17 protein-coding genes are annotated in these 22,575 nt (G+C 38.3%); 14 read left to right on the forward strand and 3 right to left on the reverse strand.

The annotated features are described in order from the left end of the window. Positions 1-51: 51 nt before the first annotated feature. Positions 52-510 carry a DinB family protein gene (locus IV512_RS05975; protein ID WP_209401572.1) on the forward strand — a complete coding sequence of 153 codons (459 nt, stop codon included), beginning with the start codon at positions 52-54 and terminating at the stop codon, positions 508-510. On the opposite strand, the gene IV512_RS05980 is transcribed toward IV512_RS05975, so the two are convergent. Beyond that, complete coding sequence (locus IV512_RS05980; protein WP_209401574.1) at positions 511-1,257, reverse strand: DUF3298 and DUF4163 domain-containing protein; 747 nt, start codon at positions 1,255-1,257, stop codon at positions 511-513. An 83-nt stretch (positions 1,258-1,340) separates the two neighbouring features. Here IV512_RS05980 and IV512_RS05985 point away from each other — a divergent pair, with 83 nt between their 5' ends. From IV512_RS05985 to IV512_RS06010, 6 genes are all read left to right on the forward strand, one after another. Continuing rightward, the gene (locus IV512_RS05985) at positions 1,341-2,495 is read left to right on the forward strand and encodes a cystathionine gamma-synthase (protein WP_209401575.1); all 1,155 of its coding nucleotides are present in this window, start codon (positions 1,341-1,343) and stop codon (positions 2,493-2,495) included. Between the two features lie 128 nt (positions 2,496-2,623). Further along, a complete protein-coding gene (gdhA, locus tag IV512_RS05990; RefSeq protein ID WP_209401576.1) occupies positions 2,624-3,967 on the forward strand; it encodes an NADP-specific glutamate dehydrogenase in 1,344 nt (447 codons plus the stop codon). A 463-nt stretch (positions 3,968-4,430) separates the two neighbouring features. After that, on the forward strand, positions 4,431-5,531 hold the full coding sequence (locus IV512_RS05995) for an MBOAT family protein (protein WP_371743262.1): 1,101 nt from the start codon (positions 4,431-4,433) through the stop codon (positions 5,529-5,531). Beyond that, positions 5,532-6,497: a hypothetical protein gene (locus IV512_RS06000; protein ID WP_209401578.1), complete on the forward strand. Its 966-nt coding sequence runs from the start codon at positions 5,532-5,534 to the stop codon at positions 6,495-6,497. Between the two features lie 109 nt (positions 6,498-6,606). After that, a complete protein-coding gene (gene recO / locus IV512_RS06005) occupies positions 6,607-7,326 on the forward strand; it encodes a DNA repair protein RecO (protein ID WP_209401579.1) in 720 nt (239 codons plus the stop codon). Position 7,327: 1 nt separating this feature from the next. Then, entirely contained in the window at positions 7,328-9,739 is a 2,412-nt protein-coding gene (locus IV512_RS06010) for a TonB-dependent siderophore receptor (protein ID WP_209401580.1), read from the forward strand. A gap of 384 nt (positions 9,740-10,123) precedes the next feature. On the opposite strand, the gene IV512_RS06015 is transcribed toward IV512_RS06010, so the two are convergent. Further along, a complete protein-coding gene (locus IV512_RS06015) occupies positions 10,124-10,486 on the reverse strand; it encodes a hypothetical protein (protein ID WP_209401582.1) in 363 nt (120 codons plus the stop codon). Between the two features lie 264 nt (positions 10,487-10,750). Here IV512_RS06015 and ileS point away from each other — a divergent pair, with 264 nt between their 5' ends. The 4 genes from ileS (at position 10,751) to IV512_RS06035 (ending at position 15,930) form a co-directional block, all read left to right on the forward strand. Further along, positions 10,751-14,149 carry an isoleucine--tRNA ligase gene (gene ileS, locus IV512_RS06020; RefSeq protein ID WP_209401585.1) on the forward strand — a complete coding sequence of 1,133 codons (3,399 nt, stop codon included), beginning with the start codon at positions 10,751-10,753 and terminating at the stop codon, positions 14,147-14,149. Positions 14,150-14,153: 4 nt separating this feature from the next. Further along, on the forward strand, positions 14,154-14,537 hold the full coding sequence (locus IV512_RS06025) for a TraR/DksA C4-type zinc finger protein (protein WP_100870110.1): 384 nt from the start codon (positions 14,154-14,156) through the stop codon (positions 14,535-14,537). A gap of 76 nt (positions 14,538-14,613) precedes the next feature. Beyond that, complete coding sequence (locus IV512_RS06030; protein ID WP_209401587.1) at positions 14,614-15,231, forward strand: hypothetical protein; 618 nt, start codon at positions 14,614-14,616, stop codon at positions 15,229-15,231. Between the two features lie 36 nt (positions 15,232-15,267). Further along, on the forward strand, positions 15,268-15,930 hold the full coding sequence (locus IV512_RS06035; RefSeq protein ID WP_209401589.1) for a lipoprotein signal peptidase: 663 nt from the start codon (positions 15,268-15,270) through the stop codon (positions 15,928-15,930). On the opposite strand, the gene IV512_RS06040 is transcribed toward IV512_RS06035, so the two are convergent. Continuing rightward, positions 15,909-16,484, reverse strand: a complete 576-nt coding sequence (locus tag IV512_RS06040; RefSeq protein WP_209401591.1) for a 5-formyltetrahydrofolate cyclo-ligase — start codon at positions 16,482-16,484, stop codon at positions 15,909-15,911. The genes IV512_RS06035 and IV512_RS06040 overlap by 22 nt on opposite strands. A 501-nt stretch (positions 16,485-16,985) precedes the next feature. Here IV512_RS06040 and uvrC point away from each other — a divergent pair. The 3 genes from uvrC (at position 16,986) to hppD (ending at position 22,404) form a co-directional block, all read left to right on the forward strand. Continuing rightward, on the forward strand, positions 16,986-18,773 hold the full coding sequence (gene uvrC / locus IV512_RS06045; RefSeq protein WP_209401593.1) for an excinuclease ABC subunit UvrC: 1,788 nt from the start codon (positions 16,986-16,988) through the stop codon (positions 18,771-18,773). A 21-nt stretch (positions 18,774-18,794) separates the two neighbouring features. Next, positions 18,795-21,056, forward strand: coding sequence for a patatin-like phospholipase family protein (locus tag IV512_RS06050; RefSeq protein WP_209401595.1), 2,262 nt, complete (start codon positions 18,795-18,797; stop codon positions 21,054-21,056). A 205-nt stretch (positions 21,057-21,261) separates the two neighbouring features. Continuing rightward, positions 21,262-22,404 carry a 4-hydroxyphenylpyruvate dioxygenase gene (gene hppD, locus IV512_RS06055; protein ID WP_209401597.1) on the forward strand — a complete coding sequence of 381 codons (1,143 nt, stop codon included), beginning with the start codon at positions 21,262-21,264 and terminating at the stop codon, positions 22,402-22,404. The last annotated feature ends 171 nt before the right edge of the window (positions 22,405-22,575 follow it).

Raw genomic sequence — 22,575 nt, forward strand, 5'->3', positions numbered from 1 at the left:
ATTTCCATTCAATTGTGCTATTTTTAGCATCCACATAAAAAAACATATCCATTGAAAAATATTTTAAAAACAACATTACAAAACAGAAAACTTCTCTATAAAATTTTGGATAAAACGCCTAGAGAGCAATTGTTGCAAATTCCTGAAGGATTTAGAAACAATATTTGGTGGAATATAGCTCACGTGGTGGTGACCCAACAGCTTTTGGTATATAAGTTCAGTGACTTGCAGATGAGAGTATCACAAGAGTTTATTGAAAAGTTTAAAAAAGGCACTGTTCCCGATGGTACTGCGTCAGAAGAAGAAATTAAGGAAATAGCGGCTTTTTTACTTTCAACTATAGAATGGATGGAAGAAGATTACAATAATGGCCTGTTCAAAGAATATAACTCGTACACTACAAGTATGAACGTTACCTTGAACGATGTTGATGATGCCATCGCTTTCAACCTATTTCACGAAGGCCTTCACCTTGGTGCAATTCTGGCATTGCAAAAGGTGGTCGACTAATTACAGACGGGTCATCTTTTTGACCAAGAAAGGTTTTACATCTTTGTAAGGTAACGTAATTTCGATGGGGCCATCGGCATACGATGCCACTTCATAAGGGTTGTAGAGTAGTTTAATGCCTTCTTCTGTGAAACCTATATTTTCAGGTAAATAAAAAGAATCGCTTTCGAACATAAAACCTGTACTGTTTATGGGTTTTTCTAGGGGAATGTCTTCTTGTGTTCGAAACTGAACTTCGGCGAAGGCCTCAAAATCTTTACGGTCTTTAAAAAGTTGCCAGTTTTCTAATTCTGTCCCTTTTACCTTATCGAAATTTAAAAACCTTCGAGAGCCATAACCATGAGCACCTCCGGTAAAGAGAAAAGAATTTAACTCAATGGTCAACAATTGCTCATCTTCGTAAGAAACTTTACCATCTATTTGCGCTTCCCAAACTGTAGCTTCCTCCGGGTATAGTTTCTTTATTTCCCAGAAACCTTCACTGAACGATTTAACGGCATCCTTAATGGTGGTAGCATCTACCTCATCATCAAAATTTAAAATTTCGATAATTTCTTCTTGCAATGCGGTATTGATGGTCTTGTCAATCTTAGATTTTCCCTTTGCTTTCGGTATATCGATAACAACCTCTGGGCACTCAGAACATCTAGTTTCATCTAGGCTCAAAGTTTCGAACGACAAGTTTTTTTCTTCTTGGCAACTCACCAAGAAAAGTAGCAAAAAAAAGATGCTAATCTGGGTTTTCATATAAGACGTGGAAATTGGCTTACTAATAGTAGCGTTGTGTGCTAGCAAAGATAACGATACATTTGTAGGATAAATTACATGAAATGGAGGAAAAAAAGTTAAAATTCAACAGTAAGGCAATACATGGGGGGCAACAACCTGATAAGGCTTATGGGGCGGTTATGCCACCCATATATCAAACCTCTACCTATGCTCAAACTACGCCCGGTGGTCATCAAGGGTTTGAGTATTCCCGTAGTGGTAACCCTACGCGAACTGCACTTGAAAATTCTCTTGCAAGTATAGAAAACGGAAACTATGGTTTAGCTTTCGCGAGCGGACTCGCAGCTATGGATGCGGTAATAAAATTACTGAACCCTGGCGATGAGGTGGTTTCTACCAATGATTTGTACGGTGGCAGTTACCGTTTATTCAAACAGATATTCGAGAAATACGGTATTAAATTTCACTTTATAGGTATGAGCGATGCCGCTGCCGTTGCCGATTATATAAATGAGAACACGAAGTTGATCTGGGTAGAGACCCCGACCAACCCGATGATGAATATTATTGATATCAAAGCGGTCGCTGAAATAGCTAAAAAATATAATATTCTGCTAGCTGTAGACAATACTTTTGCAACACCTTATTTGCAGACCCCTTTAGATTTGGGTGCTGATTTGGTCATGCATTCCGCAACAAAATATTTAGGAGGCCATAGCGATCTTGTAGCAGGTGCATTGGTGGTAAAGGATAAAGATTTGGCCGATAAACTTTACTTCATTCAAAATGCCAGTGGAGCGGTTTTAGGACCTATGGATAGTTTTTTGGTGCTCAGAGGAATAAAAACTTTGCATGTACGTATTCAAAGACATTGTGAGAATGGTGAGGCAATCGCTAGGTATTTGTCCTCCCATGATAAAATCGAGAAAGTGTATTGGCCTGGTTTTGAAGACCACCCTAACCATGATATAGCAAAAAGTCAAATGAAGGCCTTCGGCGGAATGATTTCTTTTGTGACCAAGGGTAACAGCTATGAAGAGGCTATTAAAATAGTCGAAAGATTAAAAGTATTTACTCTGGCCGAATCATTGGGCGGTGTAGAGAGTTTGGCAGGTCACCCGGCGAGTATGACCCATGCCAGTATACCCAAAGAAGAGCGTGAAAAAAGTGGAGTGGTTGATGCCTTGATCCGATTGAGTGTGGGCATTGAAGATGAAGAAGACCTTATTGCCGATTTGGGCCAGGCAATAGGATAACGTGTTTATTGAATTTTTATAAAACGCCTATTTGTATTATGAAAATAACATAATATAGGCGATATATTCAAAATTAAATAATTTACCCTTATTTTTGGGCAGTGTAATTAAATATCTTTTAAACTGATATGGAAGCAAAGATTAAAGCATTTATGGATGAAGTTAAGTCCAGAAATGGTCATGAGCCAGAATTCATTCAAGCGGTGCAAGAGGTGGCGGAAACTGTACTGCCATACATTGCCAAGCATAAGATTTATAATGGTAAGAATATTTTATTGCGAATGGTCGAGCCTGAGCGTTTGATTTCGTTCAGGGTAGCCTGGGTAGATGATGACGGTGAGATTCATGTAAACCGCGGGTATAGAATTCAGATGAATTCGGCTATAGGGCCTTATAAGGGAGGTTTGAGATTTCATCCTTCGGTGAATGCAAGTATTTTAAAGTTTTTGGCCTTTGAGCAAGTTTTTAAAAACAGCCTTACGACGCTTCCTATGGGTGGGGGTAAAGGAGGTTCTGATTTTGACCCTAAAGGTAAATCTGACGATGAGGTCATGAGATTCTGTCATTCATTTATGACCGAGCTATGTCGTCATATCGGCCCTAACACAGATGTGCCTGCCGGTGATATAGGTGTTGGCGCACGGGAAATTGGTTTTCTTTTCGGTATGTACAAGAAAATCAGAAATGAGTTTACAGGGGTTCTTACCGGTAAAGGGCTTTCATGGGGCGGATCTAAAATAAGACCTGAAGCCACAGGTTATGGCACCGTTTATTTTGCCCAAAGTATGTTAAAAACCAAAGGTGAAGACTTTAAAGGAAAGACTGTTGTGGTGTCAGGCTCAGGTAATGTTGCACAATATGCATCTGAAAAAGTTCTTCAGTTGGGTGGAAAAATCGTTACGCTTTCTGATTCTGGAGGCTACATTTACGATAAAGAAGGTATTGATGAAGAAAAATTAGCGTTTGTAATGGATTTAAAGAATAATAAACGCGGAAGAATTTCAGAATACGCCGATAAGTATTCTTCTGCCGAATATCATGAGGGAAAAACTCCTTGGGAGGTCAAATGTGATATCGCTTTGCCGTGTGCTACCCAGAACGAGCTAGATGAAAAAGATGCTGAAACCTTATTGAGCAACGGTTGTATCGGTGTGGCAGAGGGCGCAAATATGCCGTGCACGGCTGATGCCGTTCATGCTTTTCACAAAGCAAAAATTCTATTCGCCCCCGGAAAAGCTTCAAATGCCGGTGGGGTTGCAACCTCAGGCCTAGAGATGTCGCAAAACTCACTGCGTATTAGCTGGACACGTGAGGAAGTAGATGAAAGGTTAAAAGATATTATGGAGGACATTCATGAGTCATGTATCGAATACGGCAAAGATGAAGATGGGTATTGCAATTATGTGAAAGGGGCGAACATTGCAGGTTTTGTCAAGGTCGCCGATGCTATGTTGGCACAAGGTGTGATTTAAAAAAGATTATAACAGACAATGTTGTAGATACAAAAGGCCTACCTTAAAATTTTAAGGTAGGCCTTTAAATATTTTGTTGTTATAGTATTTAGTCTATTTTTAAATCTTTAAAGAACTAGGCTTGATATTCAATTCTTTCGAATTTGCTATTTTTTTAGTATTAGTTTTCGGCCTCTACTGGTTTGTATTCAATAAGAACCTAAAGCAGCAAAATCTATTTCTTCTTTGTAGCTCTTATATTTTCTATGGCTGGTGGGATTATCGTTTTCTTTCACTGATAATACTATCGACTATCGTCGACTATTTCGTTGGTATAGCAGTTCAGAAATCCAAAAAAAATAATCAGAGGAAACTATTGCTCTGGGCGAGTATAACTTTTAACATTGGCATTCTAGGTTTCTTTAAGTACTACAATTTCTTTGTTGATTCCTTACTCACTTCTTTCGCTCAATTTGGTTACGAAATGCAAAGTTCGTGGTCGTTGAACATTATATTGCCAGTAGGTATATCGTTCTATACATTTCAAACGATGTCATATACCATTGATGTTTATAGAAAGAACTTAAGGCCAACCACTGATTTTATATCTTTTGCCGCCTTCGTTTCATTCTTTCCACAATTGGTGGCGGGGCCTATAGAAAGGGCGTCAAACCTTTTACCCCAAATTCTTGGCAAAAGAAAGTTCGATTATCAACAGGGCATGCAAGGCTTGCGATTGATTCTCTGGGGCCTAGTCAAAAAAGTGGTCATTGCAGATGTTCTTGCACTAAAGGTCGATGACATTTTTGAAAATTATACCGATTTTGGGGGAGGGGTATTGTGGTTAGGTGCAATTTACTTTGCCATTCAGATTTATTGTGATTTTAGTGGCTATTCAGATATGGCGATAGGTATTTCTAAATTATTCGGTATTGAACTAAAGTCGAATTTTAAGTTCCCTTATTTTTCAAGAAATATCGGAGAATTTTGGCGAAGGTGGCATATCTCGCTTTCCACCTGGTTTAGAGATTATTTGTACATACCCCTCGGAGGGTCGAAAGGGCCAAAATTGAAATCAATTAGAAACGTGTTTATTGTTTTTTTAGTAAGTGGTCTTTGGCATGGGGCAAATTGGACATTTATTGTATGGGGAGGTATTCATGCTCTGCTTTTTGTACCGAGTTATGTGGTTGGGAACAATAGAAAATATACGTGTGCTATCGTGGCGGAAAGGTCATGGTTTCCCACCTTAAAAGAGGTCGTTCAAATGGCAAGTACCTTTTTTATCGTTGTTTTGGCATGGGTGTTTTTCAGAAGTGAAAATATCGGTTTGGCCATCGATTATTTGACTTTGATGTTTACCAAAATCAACTTTCCCCCAATCTATAAAAACGGACTTTACAGTGTGGGCTCATTACTTTTTTTGGATTGGATTTTTAGAAAGGATGAACGTCTCACTTTTTCGTTTTTGAATGGAATCAATAAAAGAATTATTTATATAACAGAAGCGGTCATCATTGCTGTTGTAGCATATCTGATCAGTATAAATACAAGTTCTGGGCAGTTTATATATTTTCAATTCTAGATGAGAACCTTTCTTAAAAAAACGGCATTTTTTAGTTTAATAGTACTGGCGTACTTTACCATTACGGGTATTTACAATTATAACATAGACCCTTACGGAATTTTAGAAAAGCGAAAAGAATTTCCGGGCATTCGCCCTAATGAACATAGTTTAAAGGTTCACCACATACTACAGAATACCGATAAATTCAATAGTTTTTTATTCTCCAATTCTAAAGGGGGTGCATTGCATTTCAATCAATTGAATAACGAAAGTGACCGTTGGTATAATATGACCTATTCGCTGGGCACACCCGAAGAATTTTATACCGATATGCTTCTTTTCGTGAAAAATGATGTTGAAGTTAAAAATATAGTTGTGGGTTTAGATGAGGGCGCTATTTATGAACGTGCAAGCTCACATATCAATCAAGCTTCTCGAAAATTTGTACCTATGGAAGAAGATAAAATTCATTGGGAATATTTGTTCTTGCCAATTTCGTTTAAAAAGATTTCCGGTGTTGATGAAAATAAAAAACATATTGTGCACGATATCTACGAAGACGGAAATTACTACGCAAAAAATGCCTACGAAGACAATTGTGACGATAAGGAAGAGTTTGTGTTGCTTCCGCGCCCAGTGGAAGAAGTAGAAAAACAGCTTGATTTTTCTTCTCAAATAGAGACACTTCAAAAAATTCAGAACCTTTGTCGTAAGAATAAAATCAACTTAACCTTTTTGATACACCCGACTTCTCAAGATAACTTGAAGAAATCGACAGAGAAGTTAGTGCAGTTTGAACAACTGCTTATATCCTTGAAAAAGAATGGTTTTGATTTATTTGAGCCTTTTGGAAATAGTTTATTTGAAAATAATTCGTGCTATTGGCTTGACAGGCACCACTATTCTAAAAAAATAGGCGATTCGATACTACAATTGTATGTTGATTTGAGTGAGACCGAAAAAGGAGAATTGACAAACAGATGAACAACGAGTTTTTTTAAGAGTTGGCAATACTGCTCTACGACCCAGAATTATGTTGATGAGCACTTTCGCGCTTTTTCAACTTATCTTTACGACAAACCCGATAATCAGAATGCAAGTAACTACCAAGGCCATTGTTCTAACTTCGCTAAAGTATGGCGATACTAGTCTTATCGTAAAAGCATTTACTGCTTCAGATGGTCTAAAAGGGTATTTGCTCAAAGGAGTGTTGGCATCAAAAAAAGGGAAATTGAAATCGGCTTATTTTCAACCTCTCACCCAATTAGAAATCGTTGCCAATCATAAAAACAAAGGAACTCTAGAAAGTATTCGTGAGGCTAAAGTAAGTTATCATAATCAAACGTTGCATTCAAATATTGCCAAGAATGCTATGACCCTTTTTCTAGCTGAAATGTTGAGCAACAGTATTCATGAAGAAGAGCCTAATCAAGGTCTTTTTAAATTTTTAGAGGCATCGCTGCAATGGTTAGATACTCACAACGAAATATCTAATTTTCATATTTATCTATTACTCCGGCTGACTAGATACCTGGGGTTTTACCCAGACACGAAAGATATCGAAGCTTCAAGTTTTGACCTAATGGAAGGTGAGTTTACAGATACCCCTTCTCTCAACCCGATACTTGTCGATGACAATCTTGATTATTTTAAAACCTTCTTGGGCACAAATTTTGATGGTATAAATAGTATCAAAATGAATAAAAAAAACCGCCAAGAACTTTTACAGTCCCTTGTGCTCTATTATGAATTGCATTTGCAAGGGTTTCGTAAACCTAGATCTCTTGCTGTTCTTAACGAAGTTTTCAGCTAGTATGAACAAGATCTTACTTGTCATAGTTCTTTTATTGTATCAATTAACGTCTGCCCAAGAAACCAGAATTTTGGATGCAGATACAGGTGAGCCCATTTCAAATGTGGCCATTTTTAATTCCGATAAATCAAAAACCGCAATATCGGATATTCATGGGCTGTCGAATCTTTCGGTGTTTACTTCTAACGAGCGCATCACCTTTAAACATTTAAGTTACCAACTGAGAAAAAGCACTCGATCACAAATTTCGAGACAGGGCAACCGCATATTTATGGTTATGAAGGCTGAAGAGCTTGCCGAAGTGGTCATGTCGGTTTCCAAATGGGAGCAACAAAAAAAAGATATTCCGAACAAAATAGATGTAATCAGCGCTAAAGAAATTGCCTTTAACAACCCTCAAACCTCGGCCGATTTACTGGGTAATACTGGTAAGGTGTTTGTTCAGAAAAGTCAAATGGGCGGTGGTAGCCCTATGATTCGAGGTTTTGCAACGAACAGACTTTTGCTGTCTGTCGATGGTGTGCGAATGAACAATGCGATTTTTAGAGGAGGTAACCTTCAGAATGTGATTTCAATCGACCCCTATGCGATAAACAATACAGAGATAATTTTTGGTCCAGGATCAGTAATATATGGTAGCGATGCCATTGGTGGGGTGATGAACTTTTACACCAAGAAACCAGAATTTTCATCAACAGATTCACTATCGGTTTCCGGTAAGGGTAATTGTAGGTTTTCTACTGCCAATATGGAAAACACTATACATGCTGACTTCAATTTTGGCAAGCGCAAGTGGGCATTTTTGACCAGTGCGACCTATAACAATTTTGGAGACATGGTGATGGGTAAACATGGTCCGCAGTCGTATCTAAGAAATAAGTATGTAGAGACTAGTAATGGTCAAGACATCTTAAAAGAAAATGAAAAACCCAGAAAACAGCTGCCTACGGGATATAATCAGATCAACTTTATGCAGAAGATTTCTTATCGCCCAAGTAATATCTGGAGGTATGATTTAGGCCTGCATTATTCTGAAACTTCAGACTATTCAAGATACGATAGACTAATTAGGCCCAATAGTGCCAATGATGGTCTTCGTTCAGCAGAATGGTATTACGGACCCCAAAAATGGATGTTAGGTAATTTGCAATTACGCAAGCAGGGTAAGGGTATTTTTTATGACGGATTGAAGATTACTACCGCATATCAACATTTTGAAGAAAGTAGAAATGACAGGGGTTTTGGGGAAGATGTTTTATACACTACAAAAGAAAATGTTGATGCCATTTCAACTAATATTGATTTTGAAAACAAGAAGATAGGAGACCTTCGTCTCTATTACGGTGGCGAGTACATTTTTAATGCCATTAGTTCATTCGGGAGCCAATATAATATGCAGACCACAGAATCGGCAGCTTCGGCCACGAGATACCCTGACGGATCGATTTGGCAAACGGTGGCAGGCTACGTGAATGCCGAGTACAGGGCAAAACCTAATTTCACCCTGCTTTCTGGGTTACGCTACAGCCATGTTTGGATCGATGCTTCCTTTGATAAAACCTACTATCCTTTTCCTTTTGACGATGCTGATCTCAACAACGGTGCCTTGACTGGTAGTGTCGGGTTCAGTTGGTTTCCCAAAACTGATTTACAGATTACGTTGAACGGGTCTACGGGCTTTCGAGCACCGAATATTGATGATGTAGGTAAGATTTTTGACTCTGAACCAGGCGCAGTCGTAGTACCTAACCCAGACTTAGAACCTGAATACGCCTATAATGCCGAGTTGGGGGTATACAAGAATTTCGACGACAAGTTGACCATTAAGGGTGCGACCTATTATACTTACTTAGTAGATGCCCTTGTTCGAAGAGAGTTTCATTTTAACGGGGCATCAGAAATTGATTATAAAGGTGAGTTAAGTCAGGTATTGGCCATACAGAATGCGGCTAAAGCTTTCGTGTATGGTTTTGAATTTGGTATTGAAGCATTTTTGTCAGACCATATTTCCGTTACTTCAAATTTGACCTTTACCGAAGGTGTCGAAGAGGAGGAAGATGGCAGTGATTCACCAGGTCGTCACGTAGCGCCGACTTTTGGTGATTTTCATCTAAAATGGAAAAATCAAAGACTAAAAGCCGATTTGTTCATGAATTACAACGGTAGCATACCTTATGATGATTTAGCGGCCTCTGAGCGTAGTAAAGATTATATTTATGCGGTTGATGTGGATGGTAACCCATATTCGCCCTCATGGCATACCTTAAATTTTAGGTCTCAATATGCCATTTCCCCGAATTTTGAGGCTTCATTTAGTTTTGAAAATATCACTAATGAACGTTATAGGCCATATTCTTCAGGTATCGCGGCGCCTGGAACTAATTTTATTTTTGGCTTAGGCTATAATTTCTAAAACAGGTTTGCTAGTCACAACCTATTACTTTCAGGTATAAAAAAACCCCCTTTAGAAGAGGGTGATTTTATCAAAGTAGGTTTGGTAGAGTTTGGTATAATTTCGCTTTTATAGGTTTAGTCTCGATTTGGGGTCAAAACTTTTTCGGTTAAGTTCAAGAACGATTTGGGGTCAACACTATCACTTAATTACAATGTAAAACTACTTGGTTTTCAGTGAATTTGTAAATTATTGTTGTGAACTTGGCCTATGATGTTGTGAAAAATATAAGACGCTCTTTTTTCTCGATGAACGGTAGGTCGAAATCTATGAAGAACAGATATGTAGGGTATAAAAAAGCCTCGACCTATGGTCGAGGCTTGTCTATTTTTTGAACAAAAGTGACTAGTTTACTGCGTCTTTTGCATCATTTGCCACTTTATTGGCAGCATTTTTAACATCGTTGGCCGCATCTTTAGCACCTTCCTTCATGTTTTCTCCGGCTTCTTTGGCTTCATTAAGTGCGTCGTTACCAGCTTCCTTCATATCTTCACCGGCTTCTTTTGCTTTGTCAGCTGCCTCTTCGCCCATCTCTTTCATTTCTTCGCCTACTTCTCTACCGGCTTCTTTGATATCTTCACCGGCCTCTTTCATAGATTCTCCAGCTTGTTCGGCTGAACTTTTCGCCTTATCGGCACTTTCTCTACAAGAAATAAAAGATGTACTTAGGGCAAGCATTAAGATTGAACTTAGAACTACTTTTTTCATGATTTTAAATTTAATATTAGTTAATAGTTGTTGGAATAATATACGCAGGAATAACTTTTTTGGATGCTGTTTTGTTAAATCTCCGGTGGTCTGAAAAGTATGAATCTATTAGAGAGCAAGAAAAAGGAGTTAACTGGTAGATAGAACACCGATAATAAACGGTTTCATTTTATTAACTGTCCCTATAAATTGCTTAAAAATCGTTAATTTTGCTGCCTTAAAATAATAGAACTCAAGGGAGTTTTAACAATTGAAAGCCTTGTTATGAAGTTTGCGGAATACAAAGGATTGGATTTGCCAAAAGTGGCGGAGGAGATACTAGCTTATTGGAAAGAAAACGGAATTTTCGAGAAAAGTATTTCTACCCGAGAAGGTAAACCAAGTTATGTCTTTTACGAAGGTCCACCATCAGCGAATGGTATGCCCGGCATACACCACGTAATGGCACGTACTATTAAAGATATTTTTCCGCGCTATAAAACTATGAAGGGGTTTCAAGTAAAAAGAAAAGCCGGTTGGGATACCCATGGTCTACCCATTGAATTAGGGGTCGAAAAAGAATTGGGCATCACTAAAGAAGATATCGGTCAGAAGATATCTGTTGAAGACTATAATGCCGCATGTAAAAAAGCGGTCATGAGATACACCGATGTTTGGAATAGGATGACCGAGCAGGTAGGTTATTGGGTAGACATGAATGACCCTTATATTACCTACAAGTCAAAATATATGGAATCTGTATGGTGGTTGTTGAAGCAGATTTATGATAAAGGCCTTATCTACAAGGGTTATACGATTCAGCCCTATTCCCCGAAAGCCGGTACAGGGCTTAGTTCACATGAATTGAATCAACCGGGAACGTATCAAGATGTAACCGATACAACAATTGTTGCCCAATTCAAGGCCGTAGAATCTACTCTTCCCGAGTTTTTAAAGGATGAAGGAGATATCTTTTTCTTGGCTTGGACAACTACGCCATGGACACTGCCCTCGAATACGGCCTTGACCGTTGGCCCAAAGATTGAGTATGTCTTGGTCGAAACTTACAACCAATATACATTCAAGCCCATAAATGTAGTTTTAGCTAAAAAGTTGATAGGGAAACAATTTTCCGGTAAGTTTCAGGAAGTCAAGTCGAAGCCTGAATTACTCGAATATGCCTCTGGCGATAAAAAAATACCTTTTTATGTAGTAAAAGAGTTCACCGGTAATGATTTGGTCGGTATCCACTACGAGCAATTGTTAGACTATGCGCTTCCATATGAAAACCCTGAAAATGCATTTAGGGTAATCACAGGTGATTTTGTTACGACCGAAGATGGTACCGGTATAGTTCATACGGCGCCTACTTTTGGCGCTGACGACGCCTTGGTGGCCAAGCAGGCTGAGCCTGTGGTACCGCCGCTTTTGGTGCTTGATGAAAATAAGAATCCTGTGCCGTTAGTAGATTTACAGGGTAAATTTAGGCCTGAGATGAAAGAATTGGCCGGTAAATATGTAAAAAACGAATACTATAACTTAGGCGAGGTGCCTGAGAGATCGGTCGACGTTGAAATCGCTATTCGGCTTAAAGAAGAGAATCGGGCGTTCAAAGTAGAGAAGTATGTGCACAGCTATCCGAACTGCTGGCGTACCGATAAGCCAATATTGTATTACCCCCTCGATTCTTGGTTTATTAAAATAACCGATGTAAAAGATAAAATGTTTCAATTGAACCAGACCATAAACTGGAAGCCTAAATCGACAGGTGAAGGCAGGTTTGGCAACTGGTTGGCGAATGCCAACGATTGGAATCTATCGCGATCTAGATATTGGGGTATTCCACTTCCTATTTGGCGTACCGAAGATGGCCAAGAGTTGAAAATAATGGGCTCGGTTTCTGAATTGAAAGAAGAAATGGCGAAGTCGGTTTCCGCAGGCTTAATGGAAAAAGATATTTTCGATGAGTTCGTTGTGGGCGACCTATCCGAAGAGAATTATGATAAAATAGACCTTCACAAGAATATTGTTGATGGTATTACATTGGTTTCCGAATCAGGAAAACCGATGAAACGAGAAAGTGATTTAATCGATGTTTGGTTCGATAGTGGTTCGATGCCCTATGCGCAATGGCATTACCCTTTTGAAAATAAAGAGCTGATTGATGAAGGAAAAACTTATCCGGCCGATTTTATTGCTGAAGGTGTTGACCAGACCAGAGGTTGGTTCTATACCCTACATGCAATTGCAACAATGGTTTTTGACTCGGTAGCGTATAAGAATGTTGTTTCTAACGGACTAGTTCTCGACAAAGAGGGCAAAAAAATGTCAAAGAGACTTGGTAATGCTGTCGACCCTTTTGAAACCATGAGCGAACATGGTGCCGATGCTACACGCTGGTATATGATTTCGAATGCCAACCCTTGGGATAATCTTAAATTCGATATCGATGGTATAGTTGAGGTAAAACGTAAGTTCTTTGGTACGTTATACAATACTTATTCGTTCTTTGGCCTGTATGCAAACATTGATAATTTCGATTACTCTGAAGCTAATTTGCCGTTGGAAGAGAGGCCCGAAATCGATAGGTGGATCTTATCTGAACTTCATTCGCTGATCAAAATAGTCGATGAGGCTTATGCCGAATACGAGCCTACCAGAGCTACAAGGGCTATTTCAGATTATGTTCAAGAAAATTTGAGTAATTGGTATGTGCGCTTATGTAGAAGACGCTTCTGGAAAGGCGAATATCAAAAAGATAAGATTTCTGCTTATCAAACCCTTTATACCTGTCTTGAAACGGTAGCGAAGTTATCTGCTCCGGTTGCTCCATTTTTTATGGATCGACTGTACAAAGATTTAACTAATACCACCAAAACCGAATCTTTTGAAAGTGTACATTTAGCAGATTTTCCGTTGTACGATGAGTCATTTGTTGACAAAGATTTAGAAAGCAAGATGGAGAAAGCGCAGACCATATCATCATTGGTGTTGTCTATTCGTCAGAAAGAAAAAATAAAAGTGCGTCAGCCTTTGCAAAAAGTGATGATACCCATTTTAGATGATATTCAAAGACAAGAAATAGAAGCGGTTGCCGACCTGATTAAATCTGAAGTCAATGTAAAAGAAATTGAGTTGCTTGATGATGCATCTGGTGTGTTGATAAAAAGAATCAAACCAAATTTTAAAACTTTAGGGCCTAAATTTGGAAAAGATATGAAGAAGATAGCCCAGGCTGTATCGACCTTGGATCAAGAAGACATCCAGAAAATTGAGCAGAAGGGCGAATTATCACTTGACATTGATAATAAAAGTATTACATTACAGTTACAAGATGTAGAGATAACCTCTCAAGATATAGAAGGTTGGTTGGTGGCAAGCGCAGGTGCGATCACAGTAGCGCTAGATATAACGATCAACGATGACCTAAGACAAGAGGGTATTGCTCGCGAGCTTGTTAACCGAATTCAGAACATTAGAAAAGATTCTGGTTTTGAGGTTACAGACAAAATCGATGTTAAGATTTTAAAAGACGGACACGTTGAGAAGGCCGTCGAAAGTAATATAAACTATATCAAGACCGAGACATTAACCGCCGAGCTTGATTTTGAAGAGAAACTTGAGAAGGGAACCGAGGTTGCCTTTGATGAGGTGAACACGAGATTATTTATAGAAAAACATTAGTAAAATGGCAGAAGATTTAAAAGTTAGATATTCGGACAAAGATCTGGCCGAATTCAAAGAATTGATTGAAGAAAAAATAGAAAAGGCCAAGAGTCATTTAGACTTGCTCAAAAGCTCATATATGAACGATGGCAATAATGGTACCGATGATACCTCACCCACGTTCAAAGCTTTTGAAGAAGGTTCTGAAACCATGAGTAAAGAAGCAAATACGCAGTTGGCAATCAGGCAAGAGAAATTTATTAGAGACCTGAAGAACGCTATACTTCGTATTGAAAACAAAACCTATGGTATCTGCCGTGTAACCGGAAAGCTTATTGCTAAAGAGCGATTGAAGTTAGTGCCGCATGCTACACTTAGCATCGAGGCTAAGAATATGCAGAAATAAAAGTCCGCAAACGATGCATACAATATTCGACCTGCAAGGTTTTACCTTGTAGGTCTTTTTGGTTAAAGTCAGATTGATGAATAAACTGTTTTTGTTTCTTTTTCTAACCTTTCAGATTTCACACGCTCAAAAGGTGGTCAAGAAATCTATTGTCAATGATGAAATAACATCAATAAATATTGATGTAGACAAGTGCTATGGACTAATTCTCGATACTGCTAAGGGTAATGAGATATTGGTAGAGGCTACTATTGATGGGGAGTATAGAAAAGAATTACTGATTAATCTTGAGCACATGGGTGACACCTATTATTTAAGCAGTGTTTTTCAGCCCGTTTTCGAAAACCCGAACGACAAATTAAGTGCACATAAAGTGGTTTCCGTTTTTTTAAAAGTTTCGATACCTGAATATTTATCGGCTTCGGTCTATGGGAGTAGCTGCAATGTTTCAGCTTCAGGTAGCTATCGAGAATTGTCGATTTCCCTGAGCGATGGCAATTGCACATTAAGGCAAGTTGGTGAAGAGGTAACGGTGTTGACCCAAAGCGGAACCATTAATCTTTTTGCTAAAAGGGGAGAGGTAAAGACCGATACCAAATACGGTAAATTGGATGAAGATGAAATTGCTGCCGGAAGTAATCATTATAATCTTACTAGTATTACCGGCAATATCAACGTTAAAAAAACCGAATAATATGTCTATTTTTGCCACTTCAAACCATAAAGAAACATGGGTCTAAAAAAATCGTTGTTGCTTATTATTGCCGTTCTTCTTATAGATCAGATAAGCAAAGTTTATATAAAGACACATTTTGTTCTCGGTGAATCAATCGAGGTTTTTAGTTGGTTCAAAATATTGTTCATAGAAAATTCAGGTGCGGCTTGGGGTGCCAAGCTAAGCGATTTTTTACCTCTATCAGAGCCCGTCGGTAAATTAATACTGACAGTTTTTAGACTTTTTGCGGTTGCCGGTATCGGTTATTGGTTATACGACACTATTAAAAAACAGAGTTCAAAGATTCTTATTTTAGCTGTGTCTTTAATCTTTGCGGGTGCTTTGGGCAATATTATCGATTCCGTTTTTTACGGAGTGATATTTAACGACAGTTACCAGCAAGTGGCCACTGCTTTTTCAGAAGAGCCCTACGGAGGCTTTTTTTACGGTAAAGTTGTAGATATGCTTTACTTTCCATTAATAGATACTACGTGGCCCGAATGGGTGCCCTATTTCGGCGGAAACGATTTTCGCTTTTTTGAACCTGTTTTCAATATAGCCGATATGGCTATCAGTACGGGGGTCGGTATACTTATTGTTTTCAATAAAAAAGCTTTTGGAAAGCTAGAAGATGAAACTGGTGTAGACAATAATTATCAGTCATCAGAAAATGAATGAATATTTTTCGGGGTTACACAATAATCAAGCGGGATATCATGTTCGTTTAGGTCATCAATTCTTTCCTCAGGCTCAAAAAGAGATAAACCGATTTTTATAGTGTCAGGTCTACATTGAGCTAAAAATTCATCATAAAACCCTTTACCGTAACCAACTCGGTTTCCTTTTATATCATAAGCTAATAGAGGTAGAAAGATAACATCGATGCTTGATGGCTGTATTTCGATACCATCTAGGGGTTCGGGTACGTTCCATTGGTTTTTTTTGAGCCTAGTACTGTCCGTCAAAAGATAATGAGTAAGTTGCCTATTATCTAACATCTTGGGCAAAACAATGTGTTTGTCCTTACCTTGAAGAATAGACAATATAAAAGAAGTATCTATTTCTTTTTTTTCTATTATAGGCAAGAAAATATGAAAGTAATCTAGTTGCCAAACACATATGGGCAACTGAAGCACTCGATTGGCGATGCTTAAACTTAAGTCTAACAAAGATTCACTGCTAACAGTGTCTCTAAGGGTCGTGTAGTGAGATCGTAAATCTTTTTTAAGCATTGATTCAGGATCAAACTCTAGTAATCTGGGGAACTTAGGTCGAACTTATTCTTTTGCGTTCACAAGGTAATATATCTTGAAAGAAATCATCAAGATTAGGTAAAGACCTAAGGTTATTATATACTTATCCATGCGGTAAATGATTTTGATACTTTAAAATTAAGTAAAATTAAGTTTACCAACACTTTTAAATGCAAGTTTTTATCGATGAAATGCACATTTTAATTCAATTTTAACGTTTTCGTGAAGTTTGTTGAATTTTTTAATAAAATTCATAACTGATAAGTTTGAGAGGTATCAATCTTAAAGGAAGATTTTCAAATTCTTCATGATATGATAATTTAGAAGTCCGCTTAGGGCTGTTGTCTTTTATAGCGATTATTTCTATCGAGATAGTTAAAATAGTATAAAACCACACCTGTTTAAAGCGAAACATAGTAATTTAACTGCGCTAATTTGATACAATTCATTAAAGCCAATCTTCAATAATCTTTGTTGCCGATGCCACAAGTTCCCATAGAAATTCAACTGAGTACCTTGCCTAAAAGCCCTGGTGTATATCAGTTTTATGACGCGGATGAAAAGATACTTTATGTGGGTAAGGCTAAAGACCTGAAGAAAAGGGTCAGTTCATATTTTACGAAAAATCATGAATATGGCAAGACCAGGGTAATGGTCAAAAAGATAAAGCGTATAAAGCATATAGTAGTACCTACTGAATCTGATGCCCTTCTACTTGAAAATAACCTGATTAAAAAGTACAGGCCTCGGTACAATGTATTGTTGAAAGACGACAAATCATATCCATGGATATGTATTAAAAATGAGCGTTTTCCCAGAATATTTCCAACCCGAAAATTGATTAGGGACGGGTCTGAATATTACGGACCTTATACAAGCATGAAGACTGTACGCACTCTGCTAGAACTTATAAAAAGTGTCTATCCCTTGCGTACTTGTAATTACGATTTATCCCAAGAAAAAATAGAAAACGGCAAGTATAAGGTGTGTTTAGAATATCATTTGGGCAATTGCAAAGGCCCATGCGAAGATAAACAGAGTGCAGACGATTATCACGCGCAAATAGCGGATATAAGAGAAATTATAAAGGGTAATTTCAAATCTTCTTTACAGTACTTCAAGAAAGAAATGAAATCTTTAGCTGAAGAGATGAGATTTGAAGAGGCTCAAAGTATTAAAGATAAAGTTGAAGTGCTTGAAAATTATCAAGTAAAGTCGACAATTGTGAATCCGAAAATCAATAACGTCGATGTCTTCTCGATAATATCAGATGAGTCGCATGCCTATGTTAATTTTTTGCAGCTCTCTCATGGCTCGATTATTCGTTCGCATACACTAGAAATCAAAAAGAAACTTGATGAAACTAATGAAGAACTTTTAACCCTTGCTATTATTGAAATTAGACAACGCTTTAATTCGCAATCAAAAGAACTTTACCTACCTTTTAAAGTAGCGGTTGAAGAAGGTCTGCGAATTAGTTTGCCGAAATTGGGCGATAAAAAGAAGATATTAGATTTATCGGAAAGAAACGCTAGATTTTTTAGGCAGGAAAGATTCAAGCAAATAAAAATTGTAGACCCAGACCGGCATACAAATCGTATAATGGCCCAAATGCAAAAAGACTTACGCCTGTCTGAAGAACCTCGACACATCGAATGTTTCGACAATAGTAATATTCAGGGATCGAACCCTGTTGCGGCCTGTGTGGTTTTTAAGAACGGAAAGCCTTCAAAGAAAGAATACCGTCATTACAATATTAAAACGGTCGAGGGTCCTGATGATTTTGCATCGATGGAAGAGGTAGTCTTTAGGCGATACAAACGATTGTTAGCAGAAGACGAGCCGCTACCACAGTTAATTGTAATTGATGGCGGAAAAGGTCAATTGTCTTCTGCTCTAAGAAGTCTAGATGTTTTGGGCTTAAGAGGTAAGATAGCTATAATCGGCATAGCAAAACGGTTAGAAGAAATTTACTTTCCTGAAGACCCCGTGCCGTTATATTTAGATAAGCGATCCGAGTCTTTAAAAATTATTCAACAGTTAAGAAACGAAGCGCACAGGTTCGGTATTACTTTTCATAGAAGAAAAAGAAGCAAGGCGGCTATAAATTCTGAATTGCAAAGTATCGAGGGCGTTGGTGAGAAGACCGCACAAGATTTGTTGAAGAGTTTTAAGTCGGTCAAAAGAATAAAAGAAGCCTCTATCGAGAATTTGGCGAAAACGGTAGGAATGGCCAGGGCAAAAAAAATTTATGAAACCTTTCATTAGCATTAAGATATCTTCGAAATTATGCTTCGAATAAGCGTATTATGTTTTTTTCTGTTGTTGGGAGTTTTGTCCATGGCCCAGAACTCCGTGGTCAAAGATGTAAAAATAGGTCTTGTGCTTAGTGGGGGCGGAGCAAAGGGTATGGCCCATATCGGGGCTTTAAAAGTCATCGAAGAAGCAGGTATTGAGATCGATTATATTGGCGGAACCAGTATGGGTGCAATTGTCGGTGCGCTCTATGCCGCTGGTTATTCAGCCGTAGAACTTGATTCGATTTTTCGAACAATAGATTTTACGAATCTCATTGAAGATAATCTTCCTAGAAGTGCAAAAACCTTTTATGAAAAGGAAGATTCAGAACGATACTCCATTACATTACCCTTCAACAAATTCAAGGTGTCTGTACCGTCAGCGCTATCGGGCGGGCAAAATATATATAATGAATTGGTAAGATTATTATATCCTGTAAAAGATATAGTTGATTTCAGCAAGCTGCCAATCCCTTTTCTTTGTATTGCCACCAATGTTGAAACTGGTGAAGAGGTGCTTTTGGATAGCGGTTATCTGCCGGAGGCCGTAATGGCCAGTGGAGCCTTACCGTCTTTATTCGCTCCTGCACAAATTGATGGAGACCTGCTTATTGATGGAGGAGTGGTCAACAATTACCCGATTATGGAGGTTAAGAAAATGGGGGCGGATATTATCATAGGGGTTGATGTTCAATATGGTCTTAAAGATCGCGAATCTCTATTGTCGGCCACGGAAATACTTTTGCAAATCAATAATTATCGGACTGCCTTGGACATGAAAGAAAAGTCGGAACTCACCGATATTTATATAAAACCTGATATTTCCGGTATTTCGGTCATTGACTTTAATCTATTCAATACCATAGTTGAGAAAGGGGAAGAGGCGGCCCGGGAAAAAATAAGTGAGCTCGAAAAATTTAGAGAAAATTATACGAAAGAACGGTTTAAATTTAATATGGTCGGGCCCCAAGATACGCTTCAAATCGATAGGCTCACGATTGCCGGAAGCGAAAACTATTCTCGGGGCTATGTGAAAGGTAAACTGCGATTTGATACCGATAGGGCCCCCACATTTAATGAACTTAGGCAGGGGGTGAGTAATTTATCCGCAACGGGCAATTTTCAAACAATTCACTATAAAATTTTAACTAAGGGTTCTGACCAAGAACTTTTATTGAATTTAATAGAAAGCCGTAATAAAACCTTTTTAAGGTTAGGGGCTCATTACGACAATCTTTATCAAACTGGTGCTATCGTAAACTTGACCCAGAAAAACCTGATAACCCGTGACGATGTTACTTCGTTAGATTTTATAATTGGCGATAACATACGATACAATCTTCAATATTATGTAGATAAAGGATCGTATTGGAGTTTCGGTATCAATTCGAGTTTTCGTGAAACCAATAAGGAAATTGATTTTGATTTGATACGCGGTAATTATGATATTCCGGTATCGGCAAACATAAGTACCATTAATCTTGACCTGACCGATTTTATGAATCAAATTTATATTGAGACGGTACTGCGTGAAGAATTTTCATTTAGAACGGGTATCGAACATAATCTTTTGAAGTTTAGCACAAGAACATTAGGTAGGAATCAAGATGCGCCAACCCCTGATGATTTTAGAATTCAAGACGGACGTACTTTTTTTGAAAAGAGCCATTTTTATAGTGTATTTGGGGGGCTTAAACTTGATACCTACGATGATAAATACTTCCCTTCCAGAGGGCTCTATTTTAATGGTGATTTCCACCTCTATTTACTTTCTTCTGATTTTAATGACAATTTCAAGGAATTCTCCGTTGCCAAGGCACAGATAGGTACGGCAGTACCGATTTTTGAGAATCTATCGATAAATATAGAGACCGAGGGTGGTTTTAAACTAGGCACATCTAACGTTACCTCGTATGATTTTGTTCTAGGGGGGTACGGTTCGGCCGATATCAATAATATGGTGCCGTTTTTCGGATATGACTTTTTATCACTGCCCGGTAACAGTTTCGTTAAAGCATATAGTCGTCTCGACTATGAATTTGCCCCAAAAAATCACCTTATGTTCACCGCTAATTATGCAAATGCTGAAGACGACCTCTTTCGAACGGGAGAATGGTTTACTATGCCAAGTTTTTCCGGTTACGGCCTAGGTTATGGTTGGGAATCTTTTCTTGGCCCATTACAAGTTCATTATTCATGGTCTCCCGAAGGCAAGAACAGTAATTTCTTTTTTAGTCTGGGTTATTGGTTTTAAGAGGCTTATATTTCTGTTTCACTTATTTTTGCGATATTTGTAACAGATGTTACGATACAGAATTGATATAACTCCACATCTTCGAGCCATGTGGTAGCAGTATTGCTACTGCATTGACCGTTTTCCGGTTTTTTTGTAGGATTTAAACAATAGATCCTTACCAATTTTCTACCAAGTATTTAATTTTCAATTCAAAAACTACACTATGTCAACATTTGATAATACCTCGTTACACCTACCTAAAGAGAATCTAGAAGCTGAAGATTTTCTCCCGCTATTAGGTACTGACTATATTGAATTGTATGTGGGCAATGCCAAGCAATCAGCACACTACTATATGTCGGCTTGGGGCTTTCAGCCTCTCGCTTACGCAGGTCTAGAGACAGGCTTAAAAGACAGGGTTTCTTATGTATTACAGCAAGATAAAATAAGATTGGTGCTCACCTCTCCGCTGAAGCCCGGTGGTGAAATAAACAGACATATAGATTCTCATGGCGATGGGGTGAAGACCATTGCCCTATGGGTAGATGATGCGGCTAAAAGCTATAATGAAACGCATAAAAGGGGCGCGGAAAGTTATATGGAGCCTAAAACAATAAGTGATGATGATGGTGAAGTGGTACTTTCCGGAATTCATACCTATGGCGAAACAGTTCACGTATTTGTAGAGCGTAAAGATTACAAGGGTGTGTTTATGCCTGGTTTTCGTGCCTGGCAACCGCATTATCAACCGTCTTCAAGTGGCCTTAAGTATGTGGATCATATCGTTGGTAACGTAGGTTGGAACGAAATGAATAAATGGTGCGAGTTCTATGCCAAAGTAATGGGTTTTGCCCAACTTGTATCTTTCGATGACAAAGATATATCTACAGAGTATACCGCTCTCATGAGTAAAGTTATGAGCAATGGTAATGGTAGGATCAAGTTTCCTATAAACGAACCTGCCGACGGACGTAAAAAATCTCAAATAGAGGAATATATCGAATTCTATAATGGTGCAGGAGTACAGCATATGGCGCTAGCTACAGATAATATCATTGAAACTGTAACTTCATTAAAAAATCGAGGAGTAGAATTTTTGACCGTTCCATCAAGTTATTATGATGATGTGCTCGATCGCGTGGGTGAAATAGACGAAGAGTTATCCCCGCTGAGTGAATTAGGTATTCTAATAGACAGGGATGATGAAGGCTATCTACTTCAGATTTTCACCAAACCTATTCTCGATCGGCCTACTATGTTCATAGAGATAATACAGAGAAAGGGAGCTAAATCTTTTGGTAAGGGTAATTTTAAAGCGTTGTTCGAAGCGATTGAAAGAGAACAGGAATCAAGAGGTACCCTTTAAAAATTCGGAGAAGTTGTAAAAACAGCCTTGTGGTAATATAACTGCTTTGTTGTGTAGGAATATGCTCGGGCCGATTGGTTATTTGTGCCCATAATAGCGGTATTTCTTAAGAAATAGCCAATTTTCTATTTGTAAGTAAAAATTACTGTTAACGTAATAGTTAAAGTAAGT

Source organism: Pseudozobellia sp. WGM2, from assembly GCF_017810075.1.
In the GTDB taxonomy this organism is placed as follows: Bacteria; Bacteroidota; Bacteroidia; order Flavobacteriales; family Flavobacteriaceae; genus JADNYK01.